The sequence below is a fragment of the Pseudoalteromonas sp. GCY genome (genome assembly GCF_016695175.1).
Lineage (GTDB): Bacteria > Pseudomonadota > Gammaproteobacteria > Enterobacterales > Alteromonadaceae > Pseudoalteromonas.
This window is the reverse complement of record NZ_CP068023.1, coordinates 3,661,012-3,676,305: the sequence shown is the minus strand read 5'-3', so window position 1 is coordinate 3,676,305 and position 15,294 is coordinate 3,661,012. Positions and strand designations below refer to the sequence as shown.

General features: G+C 43.5%; 10 protein-coding genes. 4 read left to right on the top strand and 6 right to left on the bottom strand.

Annotated features, from left to right (window positions below):
* Positions 1–172: 172 nt before the first annotated feature.
* The 6 genes from JJQ94_RS21880 to gorA all read right to left on the bottom strand — a co-directional run bounded on the left by JJQ94_RS21880 (position 173) and on the right by gorA (position 8,403).
* Entirely contained in the window at positions 173–1,096 is a 924-nt protein-coding gene (locus JJQ94_RS21880; protein ID WP_099031707.1) for a hypothetical protein, read from the bottom strand.
* Positions 1,097–1,368: 272 nt separating this feature from the next.
* Complete coding sequence (locus JJQ94_RS21875; protein ID WP_099031708.1) at positions 1,369–1,839, bottom strand: hypothetical protein; 471 nt, start codon at positions 1,837–1,839, stop codon at positions 1,369–1,371.
* Positions 1,836–3,881, bottom strand: a complete 2,046-nt coding sequence (locus JJQ94_RS21870; protein WP_099031709.1) for a hypothetical protein — start codon at positions 3,879–3,881, stop codon at positions 1,836–1,838. Before JJQ94_RS21870 ends, JJQ94_RS21875 begins: the two co-directional genes overlap by 4 nt.
* The gene (locus JJQ94_RS21865; protein ID WP_099031710.1) at positions 3,881–5,626 is read right to left on the bottom strand and encodes a hypothetical protein; all 1,746 of its coding nucleotides are present in this window, start codon (positions 5,624–5,626) and stop codon (positions 3,881–3,883) included. Before JJQ94_RS21865 ends, JJQ94_RS21870 begins: the two co-directional genes overlap by 1 nt.
* On the bottom strand, positions 5,619–6,944 hold the full coding sequence (locus JJQ94_RS21860) for a tyrosine-type recombinase/integrase (protein ID WP_099031711.1): 1,326 nt from the start codon (positions 6,942–6,944) through the stop codon (positions 5,619–5,621). The genes JJQ94_RS21865 and JJQ94_RS21860 overlap by 8 nt, the downstream gene beginning before the upstream one ends.
* A gap of 97 nt (positions 6,945–7,041) precedes the next feature.
* Entirely contained in the window at positions 7,042–8,403 is a 1,362-nt protein-coding gene (gene gorA, locus JJQ94_RS21855; protein ID WP_099031712.1) for a glutathione-disulfide reductase, read from the bottom strand.
* A 177-nt stretch (positions 8,404–8,580) separates the two neighbouring features.
* On the opposite strand from gorA, the gene prlC reads away from it, so the two are divergent.
* The 4 genes from prlC (at position 8,581) to JJQ94_RS21835 (ending at position 14,813) form a co-directional block, all read left to right on the top strand.
* The gene (gene prlC, locus JJQ94_RS21850) at positions 8,581–10,620 is read left to right on the top strand and encodes an oligopeptidase A (RefSeq protein ID WP_099031713.1); all 2,040 of its coding nucleotides are present in this window, start codon (positions 8,581–8,583) and stop codon (positions 10,618–10,620) included.
* A gap of 126 nt (positions 10,621–10,746) precedes the next feature.
* A complete protein-coding gene (locus tag JJQ94_RS21845) occupies positions 10,747–11,898 on the top strand; it encodes a response regulator (protein WP_099031714.1) in 1,152 nt (383 codons plus the stop codon).
* Between the two features lie 74 nt (positions 11,899–11,972).
* A complete protein-coding gene (locus tag JJQ94_RS21840) occupies positions 11,973–12,728 on the top strand; it encodes a class I SAM-dependent methyltransferase (RefSeq protein ID WP_099031715.1) in 756 nt (251 codons plus the stop codon).
* A 162-nt stretch (positions 12,729–12,890) separates the two neighbouring features.
* Entirely contained in the window at positions 12,891–14,813 is a 1,923-nt protein-coding gene (locus tag JJQ94_RS21835) for a methyl-accepting chemotaxis protein (protein WP_099031716.1), read from the top strand.
* Positions 14,814–15,294 lie beyond the last annotated feature (481 nt).

Sequence of the window (15,294 nt, the reverse complement as noted above, 5' to 3'; positions counted from 1 at the left end):
GACCGTCTGCTATTCTTTTTCTCGACGTTGAGATATTGCCAAACTTTAAATAAGCGAGGAATGAACCCTCGCCAAAATCAACTCTCTCAATTAGCACATAATTGCCAATCAGTTGGATTCTATACTTATTAGTTGATACTGTTAGCTCAAATCCTAGTTACTACAGTTTAAACTATTGATACGTTGTTTTTTGTTTGAAGCAGAAGTAATTATTTGTAGGTTCAAGTACGTCGAACATTTCATCACCTACCTTTTCCCTCCATTCTATTTGGGAGCGATGTTCTCTAAAATAATTGCTTGAACCTAACTTGTATGCAAGAAAGCCTGCAGTATTGGTTGAACATTTAGCACCTAAGATCACTCCCAAGATCAGATGGTCAAGATTGTTTCCTTGTGTTTGCCAGTCCCAATAAGGTCGGATATCGTTGGCTCGACTTTCGAACAATAAGTTATCTTTAGGTACAAGTGCGATAGATCGCATTTCTTGTTCTTCACTGAATGACTTGTCTTTCCATTTTGCGATGTCCGCGAGAAATTTAAAAAGTTCTTCTGCCTCCAAAGCAGAGAGATTTCGTAAATTTACGATTCCTTCACTGCTAATGTTTAGCTGATTTAGGAACTCTTTGTGGTTGTCAATAATTTGCGTGCAGTAATGATCTAGATCCGTATATTCACAGTCCTCAAGCTGTGTGAATACAGGCTCTCGAAATATCGAATTATTCGGTGAATCAAACAGTTTAACGGCAGGAAAAAGTCGACCATTTGACTCGCTAGCTAGCTCCCATGTATTGGTTGAGAGAGCAATAGCTGCACCTCTACAGTCATCACCGTAAAGCCTCATTTGAGCGAGAGAGTCACAAGTCTTTGACACGCAACAGAAAGCAAGCGAATAACTCGCGTTTAGAGTCTTGTATAAGTCAGTTAGAATCGTTTGCATCTTAGGTTCAAGCTCTTTTAGTTTTTCATATGCTCGCACAAACTCACCAAAATCATTTAAAAAACGGTGGTCTGTAAATCTTAGAGTTCTATGTTTAACTATTCCTTCCAAGCCCTTTATTGTTGTGTAGTGATATACATATTTTGTGTTCTGTGGCATCTGTAATATATCCTTTTATATGTGGCTAAAAATTAACTCATTTATTCCTTTTAACTTTTCGTTTTAGATAATTTGGAACGGCTATGAGTAACTTGCTTTGAGTAATAAAAAGCCGTTGATAAAGATTGAATTTAGGCTGTTTTTACACATATTTCTAAGTTTTGTCCTACAATAAATGTTCATCGCTGTTTTGGCGTTACTACCGCCCACCATTGGCACAAGAGTGTAGTCAAATTTAGTTGCACTTTACCAACCAAATCTGACTGGTTAAATTAAGACTTCATTGAGTCGATAGAAGCTATTTTACTCCTTTTAAACTCGACCAACTCAGCTTTTAAGCTTTCGTTTTCAAACTCTAATTCATCGATTTTAGTTAGCGCTTGTACTAACTTATCATTGAGGTGGTGCTGCGCTGCGGCAAACAAAGCTAGCTGCTCTTTGGCTGCTTCATACTTCTCTTTATAGTTTTCCTTTATCCGCTTTTGCTCTTTGAGCTTTATGCGTACTGCCTGGATCTCTGGTTGGACTGTCTCACCTTTTCCTGCTGCAATATCAGCTTTAGTTTTTTTAACCTTTTCTACAAACTCAGGGTAGTAATAGCCGCTGCCGTTACCTAGATTTGCTTCTTCCTCAACTGCTCTTACACTAAGTTTTCGCGTGGTTGGAATACGCTTAGGCTTGCCCTGTTTAATACGTTCTAGAGCAGCCTCTAGTGCTAGCAGTGTGTTTTGACTCTTATTCATAAGTTCGCTCCCTTCAAATCAGGTTCGAAAGGGGTGAAGGGCATATCAAAGTCAGTCATGACTTTCTCAGCGGCTCTTACTTGAGTGATATAGTGGCTCAGCTCACTTACCGAAATTTCTTCTCCAGACTCCATATAAGCAACCAAGCTGTGGTGTTTCTTCTGCCACCACTTAGCTTGTTGTTCATCAATGATGCTACTACCAGACCCACAGTCCACACAGAATTGGGGAGTGACCACACCGTCCATATCGCAGTCATAACCAGATTTACAATAGCTGTGCATTGAGCCATGCAGTGTCAACTTACCATCCTTTACGGCTTTATAGATAACATCCCATGAGCTATAAATGGTCGGTACATCCCCCCGCATTTTTATGATTGCTTTACCGTATATACCAGATAGTTTTTCATCAGAGTGCCATTGTTTAAATATTTTATTTGCTGTGGTTTCTGCATTGATTTCATCGAGTGCCTTTTGCACTTGCTCATCTACTTTCAGGTCCCGTAGACTCGCCAGCTTTCCACCATTGGTGTACCACTCGGTCATCGCGAGGTATAAGTGCTTGAACTGTTGTTTTATCGCTACTAATGTCCCTAGGCGGTTCTTGATGCAGTAAAAAGCCAAGGTGCGCCTGAACTGATGAGTTGTCATGTGCCATGGATTTCCAACAGTTACATCTTTTTTTATACGGTTAAATGAGCGAGGGTTCGACTCAAAGCATTCAGCGGAATCCTCTTCAGTTACAATGAAATTAAATTGTTTACAAAAGCGTTGTAGTCGGTGATTCCAGCCTGTAATTAATGCGGGGGGCTTGGAGCGGTATGCTTTATTTACCCAAATGGAGTCTCTGTATTTTTTATCTGGGTAAGTGATTTCTTTGCGCCATTCTTCAGTTAATGTGGCCATTAACTCTATTGCAGTTTTGGAAGACGAGGCTGTGACCCATGTTTCTCGCTTATGGCCTAACTTAAAAGTGTGAGATTGCAGCATGTGGAAATCACGTCCTTCAAAGCTATCCTTGTAATAACTTTTAGGCGTTAATTTATCGATTTCGGAATCTCGCATACCGCTAAAACCTACACAAACGATATAGCAAGCATTAGTTAGTTGACCCCAGTAGCGATTAAAGTCCGTTCCATTTTTTAGTCTAATACTTGGCACTTTAGCTGCTAATGGAGCGACAAGGTCTTTTACTTTATGTGGTTGTAATACTTGAGCTGCGGAAATGTATTTTCTCTTATCAATTCTACCGCCCTCACCCATGAAGGAGTAACGGTTCCCTTGCTTTATTTTTTCTTCAAGATTGCGTACTCCCTCTTCATAGTTATGCTGTAGAGACTTCTCAATATCCAAAATTAATTGTCTATGTGGGTGAGCACCGTTGACCAATTCTATAGCTTTTCCATAAATTGCATCACATAGACGCTCAGGTATAACAAGAGTTTGTTGTGCTTCATTGATACTTATCCGTCTTGCTTCAGTTTTCGATTTTATTGGATTGAGGCCAAGTTGAAGTTTGTGCCATGACTCATCATTTATGGCTGCGTTTATTGCCACAAAAGTAGATTCGATGGTTCCTTGGGCATAGTTATTTTCCTGTAAAAAGTGTTCGAACTTAGACCATATCACTGATGAAGAAAGACATTTCAATGAACTGTGCTTATTTTTTAGTAAGAATTTATAAACCACATTCATATTACGTAATCTACTTCGCACACTTGAAAATTCTATTGCTTTCCTCTGTTTCGGACTCTTATTAAATAGCCAGCCAAGACTCAATAACTTAAGTTCCCGCTGTAACATGAGGAAACTGTTAAGTTCCTCAAAATTTAGACTGTTGTTATCTTTTTTTCGAGAGAAAGGTAAGCAGTTCCAACTGTTTTGTCCAAAGGTGGCAGTAACTTTACCGTCGTGATCCTTACAGATGACGACGGCGTCCAACTCTTTAAATCTTCTTTCATGGTAGAGCGTGACTACATCAACATCCGTGACCTTATGCTGCTGTGGGAAATCGAGTAAGTAGAGTTTAGATGTATCCATTATCCTACCTCGACTGGTGATTTTGGAATTAAGCTTAAAACTGACTCGTTGTCGCTCCATGCTGGGTGCAGGCCATCATCATTAAGTTTGGTTTCTGCCTGTCTCAAGATGTGCTGATTTATGTTCGGTAGTATTTTTTTCTCAATGAACCGTACGATATTATTAAAGTTCTTTTGGTAATGGCTGGCATCCAGATGAAGGAATAGTGACTCCTCAATACAAGCTTTGAATGAGAGCAGGCACCAGATATCTGAGACCGACTGTACAATCACTTGCTCAGGACAACCAAAGCACCCCAGGAGGTCTGCACAGGCTAATCGTTCTCTCTCCCTAGCAAGCCCCAGTGTTTGAGCTTTCTTGGTGTATTTTTGAGACTTTTCACCAAATGGGGAGGCGCAACTGCCGCCATTAGAGATACGGCTTAAGTCAGGAAAGTTAATCTTGTTCTCTTCCTCGATGACCAGCACCTCTATATTGAGGTTTTCCTGAGCTTGCTTGGTGCTGACGCTGCTTTTGACCTGCTCCTCCCGAATTAACATCGTATCTTGCATCATACCATTATTGGCTAGCTTATTTCCCTCGCTATAGTGACGCCTACGGGTACTGGGCGTATTGTTAAGCATTAAGTTATTAACCATTTCCCCTTGATGGTAAGCAGTTAGCTGAGCTCCAGTTTCACGAAACCGACAAATGTTAGGGCGTAAACGCCGTCCTGTTTGATCGGTGAATGTGAAGTTTTTTTCGACCCAACGTTTAATAAAAGCCTGTAGAGTACCGCTCTGTAATGGTTGTATCTTTTTCGGTGAAATGGTCTGAAGAAGTGTTGCTTGTTCGTCGTTGCTTATTATTCTTGATACCTTTAGTAATTTGTCGAAAAAAGTCATGGCATACTTGGGGATCTCTAATTCATGCTCGCCAATTTCAATTTGAATGGTTTTAAAGGCACGACGTTTGAAAGCTGGCATTGTGTACCAGATTTCACCTGTAGATATCGAAGCATTGTTGGGTTGCTTTAGTTGCAATAGGGTGCTTGTGTTGGCATAAGTGTAATAAGCCAATAGGTATGTGGCAGCACACATCATCTTAGATAATCCTCCACAAAGTGGATATTTTTTACCTTGCCACTCAAAGGTCATAGTCGGCACGACTCTTGGTGCATGAATGTGCTTCTCAGGATCTCGAATAAACTGTGAATAGGTTTGATTGAAAAGGCGTCTTAGGAAAGGAAGTAGCTGATTTAAATCGCTACGTGTATAGCTCTCGAATGGTTCTCGATCGCTATTATCCATGACAACAACGTTATTAAAATAGCTGTGTGGCAAATCAAGGTATCTAGTGAACAGCGTTACCATATTTCCCCTTCTGCCTTTATATGTATTTCTTTTTAACTCCCCTAGCATGACACGAGTTTGCAAATGCTCCATGTAGCCTTCAAGTGACAGTTGACTAAATGCTGACTGATTCTGTTTATCGCACCATCGAAGATATTGTGATGATTCAATAAAAACCCCATAGATAGATATATGGCTGGAACCTTCATCTATCTTCTCACTAATTCTTTCTTTTAATTTAAGGACAAACTGTTTACGGTTAGCGTCTTCGAATTGATAACCTTGCTGAAGCTTGCTAGTTGGAGGAAAGTGTTTAAATAACAGGCGGTTCAAGTCAGCTAAAACGTAGTTGTTAGTATTTAGTTGAAAGCAAAGATCTGGTTTCCAGCCAGAAAGGTAGGTTGGCTCAGTCATCGTTACCTCCCAGTGCGTCGTGCATGATGGAATCGAGGATACCAAACTTCACTTTGAACGCCTCTTTGCGTTTTAGAAAGCGTAAATACTTCCAAGTAGTACTTTCATCTTTATGCCCCATCCAGCCCATTAGAAGCTCCATACAGTCGACAACGGGCAATCCAGCCTCTAATAAGTCACTGAGGCGATAGGTGCCATAGGTGGCGCGTAAATCATGGAAGCGATGGGAAAATGATGACTCTGCCTGTTTTATTTCTGCTCTGAACTCAATCCATCGAGCTTCAATGGATTTCCCCGTAGCAGGGTTGCCTTGTTGGCTAACAAATAATGGTTCATGACGGTCACAGCGCTCCAGTATTTCAATGGTCTTCTGGTTGAAGGAGGAAGCATCGCTGTTTAATTGTTCTATTTTCTCGTTGAGCCTAGTAGTACGCTTCAGGCGACGTTCTGAAAATCGATACTCATTCAATGCTTGGAGCAAGTCCGATGAAATCTCGACAGACCGAGCTTTTAGGAACTTGGTTTGTACGCCTGTTGAGCGGGGGCATAACAGAATTTCAAAGCGATGTTGGCTCTCAGCAAGCGGAGTTGCAGTATCTAACGCATCTAATGATAACGTGGCTACTTCTTCAACTCTCATCCCAGTATCAATTGCAAGCAAGGCTTGTAAGCGTAACTCTTCAGACGTCTGTGGAAGATGTTGAGTTAAAATACCAAGAGCATCACGGCTTAATGGAGATAGTGGTCTGATGTTTTTACTATCCGCATCCCTCGGAACCTTTATGCGTAAATCACTGGTCGCAACAATGAAAGTTGGGGATATGTGGGCAAATATCCCACTGTTCTGAACAGAGACAAACTCCATTTTGAATGGCGCTTCCTTCTCACTCTTTACGCGTAAGTAACCATCATGCATTAGCCACTTATAGTAATTGACGATTTGGTTCATACGAACACTGGCGGTGCTGTGTGCAAGCTCGCCTTGCTTTATTTGCTTGAGCAGGTGAGAGCGGTATAGGTAAGTTGGTTTGAGCCGTTTGACTGGCGGGAATTTACCCCAATTCAACCCTTTATCCTCAAGAAATTGGTAGTAGGCACGCAAGGCCTGTGCACAGGGAGATAAGTCTTTTGCCTTCTTTACGGCTTTGAGATAAAACAGGTAGCTGTTGGCTTCGTGATTGAATACACCATCTTGCGAAAAGAGGGTTGGCAGCGAACCGATATTGTCATTGGAAGGGAGGCAATGGAATGTACCATTATCCAGTTTTTGTAGCTCAGTCTCTTTGAAAGTATCGCTGGAGTGTACAAGGTATGTCATAAATCACTCTGAAAAATATCACTGCCCATCTATCCAGTATGGACAGTGATTAATTATTTTCCAGATTTATGTACGTGTGTAAGATGCTTTTCCTACACTAACCCCTCATGGTAACAAATTCTTCGGAACCGGTTGGGTGTATTGCGACTACCGAGTCAAAGTCTGCTTTGGTTGCGCCCATCTTCATTGCGACGGCGAATCCTTGGATCATCTCATCTACTGCAAAGCCGATGCCGTGTAGGCCAACTACGGTTTCTTCTGGGCCTGCGCATACAAGCTTCATGCGACATGGTTGGCGGTGCTGAGTGACCGCGGTGTACATAGCAGCAAAGGTAGAGGTATAGACCTTGATATTGTCTTTACCGTACTTTTCTTCCGCTTCTGGCTCTGTTAGGCCAATGGTGCCAATCGGTGGGTGGCTAAAGACGACGGTAGGGACTAGATCGTAATCCATTTTTGCGTTTGGCAATTCTGGATTAAATAAGCGCTCGGCTAGCATTCGACCTGCTTTCACGGCAACAGGAGTCAGCTCTATACCACCATCCATAATATCACCGAGCGCGTAAATACCTTTGGCTGTGGTGTTTTGCCATTCGTCGACTTTAATATGGCCGCTAGGTGTGGTTTCTACATCTGTCGCAGCGAGATTGATAAGATCTGTCATTGGTTCACGGCCAATTGCCCAGATCAGTTTGTCTACGGTGTACGACTCGCCATTTTTAAGATGTAAGGTGACTGAGCCATCCTCTTCTTTGGTCACTGACTGTGGCACTGAGTGAGTGTGCAGCGTTGGACCTTCCTTTTCCATTACCTCAGTTAAGGTTTCAACCAAGATAGGATCAAAGTTACGAAGTGGAGCGTGCTTACGAACAAATAGGTGGGTTTCTGTGCCCAAGCTGTGCAATACGCCCGCAAGCTCTACCGCGATATAACCCGCGCCCACAACAGCTACGCGGCGAGGTTGCTCTTTAAGCTCAAAGAAACCGTTTGAATCTATACCATGCTCAGCGCCTGGAATATTAGGGATCGTTGGGCGGCCACCTACGGTAATATTGATATGATCGGCAGTGTAGTGCTCACCATTGACTTCAATGGTGTTGTTATCAACAAACTTGGCAAAGCCATTAATCACGGTGACGCCATTTTTTGCTAGGTAGCTGTTGTAACCTTGGTGAATACGACCAATGTAGGCTTCGCGGCTTTCTACCAGCTTACCCCAATCGAAGTTTTTAAGTTCAACATCAAAGCCATAATCTGGTGCGTATAGTTTAATTGCTTCAGCAACTTGAGCGCCATGCCACATCGCTTTTTTTGGAACACAGCCCACGTTTACACAAGTACCGCCTAAGTGCTTTGCTTCTATTAGTGCCACCTTGGCACCTCGCATCGCCGCTCGGTTTGCCGATGCGATCCCGCCGCTACCGCCACCGATTGCGATATAGTCAAAATGTTGAGCCATAAAAATTCCTCGCCAATTATTTGTTTTGCTTAAATCCTACTACTTTATATTAAGTAACTAGCAAAAGTGCACAACCGAAGACCGATATTAAGCAAAAATCTGTTCAGATACTTGTAAATGCGGTCATTCACCCTTATTTCAACCTAAATATTAGATTAGAAAATAAAGAGCGTGCCCATGAGTAACCCATTAATCGGGCTAGAAGGATTGCCTCCTTTTTCGAAAATTAAGCCTGAACATATTGTTGAAGCATTAAAATCTGCCATCGCGCACTGTCGTGAAACCATCGACACTGTTTTAGCGCAGTCGAATTATACCTGGGACAACTTTGTACTACCGCTAGAAGAAGCGGACGATAAACTTAGCCGCATGTGGTCGCCAGTGTCGCATATGCACTCAGTGGTCAATTCAGAAGCGCTGCGCAAAGCGTATGATGAGTGTTTGCCATTAATCTCAGAATATTCGACTTACTGTGGCCAACATCAAGGGCTATATGAAGCCTATAAAGCAGTAAAAGAGTCAGCTGAGTTTGGTAACTTAACGATTGCTCAGCAGACGTCGGTGGATAATGCACTGCGTGATTTTCAACTTTCGGGTATTGCGCTTGAAGCTGCGAAGCAAAAACGTTATGGCGAAATTGTGGCACGACTGTCGGAGTTGGCATCAAAGTTTGGCAACAACGTAATGGACGCCACTCAGGCATGGCAAAAGCATATTACTGACGAGTCTGATTTAGCTGGGCTGCCTGAGTCTGCCTTAGCACTTGCCGCTCATACAGCCGAAGCCAAAGGATTAGAAGGCTGGGTATTTACGCTAGATATTCCTTCTTACCTTCCTGTGATGACTTACGCAGATAATCAAACGCTCCGTGAAGAGGCTTATCGTGCGTTTGTAACACGCGCCTCGGATCAAGGGCCCAACGCTGGCGAGTTCGATAACTCAGCGATTATGCATGAAGAACTTACGCTTAGACACGAACTGGCTCAGTTACTTGGCTTTTCTAGTTTTGCAGAAAAATCACTGGCAACTAAAATGGCTGAGACGCCAGAGCAAGTGTTTAAGTTTTTAAACGACCTTGCTGCTAAGTCAAAACCACAAGCCGAGCAAGAAGTGGCTGAACTACGCGACTTTGCGAATAAAGAACACGGTGTAAGTGAGCTAAAACCTTGGGATTACGCATATTATGGCGAAAAGTTAAAACAAGCTAAGTATGCGATTTCTGACGAAGCGCTGCGCCCTTACTTCCCTGAGCATAAAGTACTTGCCGGTTTATTTGAAACTGTAAATCGCCTGTTTGGGATCCGCGTGAGTGAAGTCAAAGACGTTGACACTTATCATCCTGACGTACGCTTTTTTGCTATTCATGATGATAAAGGTGAGTTGCGTGGTCATTTCTATCTCGATCTATATGCCCGTGAACATAAGCGTGGTGGTGCTTGGATGGATGACTGCATGGGCCGAAAAGTACGCGCAAATGGTGAGCTACAGACTCCTGTCGCTTATTTAGTGTGTAACTTTAACAAAGCCGTTGGCAATAAACCTGCGCTATTTACCCATAATGAAGTAACCACTTTGTTCCATGAGTTTGGTCACGGTATTCATCACATGCTAACGCAAGTGGATGCAGCGCCGGTTGCTGGTATTAACGGTGTGGCATGGGATGCGGTTGAGCTGCCAAGTCAGTTTTTAGAGAACTGGTGCTATGAAGAAGAAGCGCTGAGCTTCATTTCAGGGCACTATGAAACGGGTGAACCGTTACCAAAAGAAATGTTAGACAAGTTACTGGCGGCAAAGAACTTCCAATCAGCCATGCAGATGCTGCGTCAGTTGGAATTTTCGTTGTTTGATTTTCATATCCACGCAGACTTTGAGCCAAACACAGATTGCCAAATTCAAGCAATGCTTAATGCGGTGCGTGAGCGTACAGCAGTTGTTAAAGCTCCGGAGTTTAATCGCTTCCAGCATAGTTTTAGCCATATCTTTGCTGGTGGTTATAGCGCGGGCTACTACTCTTATAAGTGGGCAGAAGTGCTGTCTGCGGATGCGTTTTCTAAGTTTGAAGAAGAAGGAATATTCAACTCGCAAACCGGACGTGAGTTTATGCATCATATCCTTGAAAAGGGTGGCTCAGAAGCGCCAATGGTGCTGTTTACCCGCTTCCGTGGTCGAGAGCCAAAAGTGGATGCGCTACTACGCCACAGCGGGATTGCCGCTTAGTTATATTTCCACTCCAAGCGTCTTCTTCTGAAGGCGTTTTTTTTGTCTTAGAAAGTGTGACTTTTTGTTAGCAAATTCAATATCTCTGACTATTCTATAAAGATATGAATTAATAGGGAAAGCCACATGACGAAACTGGTTCTTGCCATTGATGATGACAAACTCGTCCATCACATTGTTGATGAGGCGTTATCGCGTACGTGCAAAATATTACATGCGAAAAATGGTGAGGAAGGCTTACGGTTGGCTAAAAAATATCGTCCGGATATTATTTTACTCGATGTCGAGATGCCCGGTATATCGGGTTTTGAGGTATGTGAGCAACTTAAAAAGCAAGACGACACCACTGAGATCCCAGTTATGTTTTTGTCTTCTCGTGCCGATATTTCAGAGCGGATGCGGGGTTATAACGCCGGCGCAGCGGACTACATAGTCAAACCTTTTAACGCTGAAGAGTTGCTAGCGCGTATTAATGTCCTTGATGACTACAGAAAAACCTCGTTGCAGCTCAAACAAGACGTACAGCGCGCCCAAACTACAGCCGAAATAGCCATGACCGACTCTGGTGATATGGGTCGTATAATGCGCTACGTTGGGCAATCGTATCACGCGCATGACCTCAATACTTTGAGCGCTCATTTTTTAGAGTTTTTTATGCCGATGGAGCTCGATGTTGCGGTGGCTTTTTGGTACCACCAAGACGCGATGTTTTACTCCAGTGAAGGGGCGATTCAACCAATAGAGCAAGAGTTATTTGAGAAACACAAAGATGGCAGTCGCTTTGTTGATTTTGGCCGCAGAACAATCATTAACTATCCTAAAGTTTCTTTGCTGATTAAGAATATGCCAGTGGACGATGTTGCGGTTTATGGTCGCTATAAAGATCTGTTTCCGCACATACTGGAAGCCACTGATGCCAAAATCAGAGACATGGAAGTCAGTGAAGATGCGCTCAATAAAGTGGAACATATCGGGCAGGTATTTGCTGAGCTGAGCGATCATTTAAGCGGCGTTGGCGATCATTACAGCGGCAAAGTCGCTGAATTTCAGGCTGTGCTAGAAAGCGACAAGCTTGCAGTTTTAGCCTCAAGTGAAAGAGAGCGACTGCAAGAGCTTTATGAACATTTCACTTATTTAAGCGATGAGCTAACCATAATTAAATATAAGTTAGGAGAGGTGACTGAGGTACGTCAGCAGCTTATAGAGAGTTTAAACAAAATAGCGAAACCTTGGGGCGAGGATGAAGTGGCGTCGCAAGCAGATATTGAACTGTTTTAAGTCACTGGATAATCAAAGACACTAGAAAGGGAAAGGGGTATACTGCCACGGTTGGTCACCCTTGGGAGCTTAGCTTGTATATTCACACCCCTTTTGAAGAAAACAGATCCTACCTAGATACGCTAACTGAGCTGTTCAATTTATCCGCGCTTGATATTAACGAGGCGGAGTTTCAATTGGTTTATGATGAGTTAGGCTTACAATTATTCAAAAAAAATGAACCAAAGCTCGGCGCTATCCGAGTTGACTTTGTGACCGGCGCAGTTGCTCATCGACGCAAATTTGGTGGTGGTAAAGGGCAAGCAATTGCAAAAGCCGTTGGCTTAAATAAAGGTGCTGTGCCTACGGTATTGGATGCAACTGCGGGACTTGGGCGCGATGCCTTTGTGCTTGCGTCTATGGGTTGCAAAGTTGTGTTACACGAGCGTAACCCGGTAGTTGCAGCGCTGCTATATGACGGCTTGCAACGCGCCTATCAAGATGCTGAGATTGGCGAATGGGTGCAGTCAACCATGCGACTGGAGTTTGGCTCCAGCCATGACTTGCTAGAGCAAGCGGGTTGGCGTCCAGATGTGGTGTATCTTGATCCTATGTTTCCGCATCGTGAAAAATCAGCACAAGTGAAAAAAGAAATGCGTGTATTCCAAGACTTAGTTGGCAATGACTTGGATGCGGATGCGCTTTTGCCTTTTGCTTTGCAATTAGCCACAAAAAGGGTAGTGGTAAAACGTCCAGACTACGCCGGCTTTTTAAATGATAAAACGCCAAGTATGCAAATAAAAACCAAGAAAAACCGCTTTGACGTTTATGTTAATGCCGCAATGAAATAGCACACCGCTACCTGATTTAATTTTGTTCAGTAGATATCTAGATGGATATACGTAAAAAGTATGGTTTTGTACTATTGCACAGAAAAGGTAACCAGATTTAATCAAGTTGTCATAAATCCTTAATACTCTTGCGGAGCATTTTGATAAAAGGGTTGTGATTCTATGCGCGTGTCTACATTTACTCGGTTATTGGCAATATTATTGACCACTGCGAGTATTCTACTTGGGGCGAGTCTGTTTTGGGCGAGCCAAGTGTTAACTGAGCTTGATGCGCAAGATGCCGCTTATAATCAAGTTAAAAATTCGGTGATCATCGAGCTAGAGGGTACAGTTGAAGATTATTTAAGTGCGGGCGACAGTCAGTATTTAAGTAAAGCCGATGAACAAATCAAAGCATTACAGCAAAGTGTGGAACAGTTACCACCAGCGCTTGCCGAGCAACTTAAAACTAAACTCACACAACTACAACAAGATATTGCAGGTAAATACCGTGCACTCGGTAAGCTTTCAGGTAATGAACTTGCGCTTTTGGATAATGCGCTCAGACAAATGTCAGGCTCAGCATCGAGTCTCGTAAAGTATGCAATTAAAGCACAAGATAGTGCCGCCAAAGAATCCTACTTTAATCTCGCCTCAGACTACTTTAGCGAAGTCTCGAATTTGAGCTTATATACCTACCAATTAGTCATGGCTTACGAACAGCAGACCGAGCAGAGTTTAATGTCGAGCTTAAGCCGGTTGCAGGATATTGCCGCGCGAATAGACCGACTCGAAAACTTAGGGGTAATGAGTGAGGTAGACGAAGACGAGCTATTTTTAGGTGCACAAGCGGAAGACTTGGCGCTAGAAATAAAAGCGGAGCTTGTGAGCTGGCCTAAACGTTATGCCCGCGACTTAGAAAATACCTTACAGCAGTCCAAACAACGCCAAGCTGGCATGCTGGCACTGCGAGGTGACATTAAAGCAATCTCAGAGAATATCCTGCAAGCAGAAACCAACTTAAAAACAGAGCAGGCTGACGTAAAAACCAATGTATTTATGCTGTTTGGTGTGGCAATTGGGTTACTCGTGCTCCTTGCGGGTGGTGTCTACTTTGTGCAGTTCAATCAAGTATTAACTCCGCTAAGACAACTACGCGATGGCTTCGCTCAGCTTATCGAAAGTAATGAGCTACGCAATATTGAAAGTAAAAACCAAGACACTGAAATTGGCGAAATTGCGAGTTACTTTAATCAGTTAATCGATAGGCAGCGAGCAGAAGCGGACGAACGCTCAGAAATGCTGAGTGTGATCAATACCTTTATGGAAGAGATGAACACTAACTTGGCGCAGATCTCTGCACAAGCTGGAGACACTTTCGAGCAGGTGGAGCAAAATCAAGCACAGCTCGACTCGCTTAGAGCGCTAGGGGCGGATGCCAATCAAATCAACGCACAAGTTGCCGACAATGCTAACAACACCTTTGAAGCAATGACACAAAGTGTGTCCTATGCGGATGCTATGTTGAGCGCTTCATCTACCACGCAAAAGCGGGTAGAGCAGGGGTTGGAGAGCTTAAATGAATTACTTAATGGTGTTTCAGATGTGAGCAAAGTGATTGATATGATCAGCTCCATCGCAGAACAAACAAACCTACTCGCGCTTAATGCGGCGATTGAGTCGGCGCGCGCAGGTGAGCATGGCCGTGGATTTGCGGTCGTTGCGGATGAAGTACGAAAGCTTGCACAGCAAACACAAGCCTCACTGACTGATATTCACCAGCAATTAAATGTTTTGAGTGACAATTCAAACAAAGTATCGACACAAATCTCGGCTTTGGCAGACGAGGCACAGCAGCAAACAGGCCATGCACAAGAGTTGAAACGCAATTCAGAAGGTGTGGCAGAGAGCGCACAAAGCGCCAACCAAGTTGCCGCCCATGCAATGGATCTTGCCAATCAGCAATCAGATCTACTAGATACCTTTGGCCACGCCATGGACAGCATGAAAGGTCAGGTTAATAGCTCACATGAGCAAGTTCAGCAAATTCAACAAAGCCTTAAAGAAAAAATGCGGGAGATCAGAGGTACCTTAGGCCTGCGGTAATCAGGATTGTGCCGTAGATCGAGATTTATCTCGACTACTGCAAGTTGAAACGTCGGAGCCGCTTCACGCGGCGAGCAGTTAAAAGATCGCGAGGTAAACTCGTTCCTACCAGCGTGTTTTGTAGGTCGAGATTTATCTCGACAGCATAAGCCAAAACGCAGGAGCCGCTTCACGCGGCGAGCAGTTAAAAGATCGCGAGGTAAACTCGCTCCCACTAGGAGTGTTGTAGGTCGAGATTTATCTCGACTATTGCAAGTTGAAACGTCGGAGCCGCTTCACGCGGCGAGCAGTTAAAAGATCGCGAGGTAAACTCGCTCCCACCAGCGAGTTTTGTAGGTCGAGATTTATCTCGACTATTGCAAGTTGAAACGTCGGAGCCGCTTCACGCGGCGAGCAGTTAAAAGATCGCGAGGTAAACTCGCTCCCACCAGCGAGTTTTGTAGGTCGAGATTTATCTCGACTACTGCAAGTTGAAACGTAG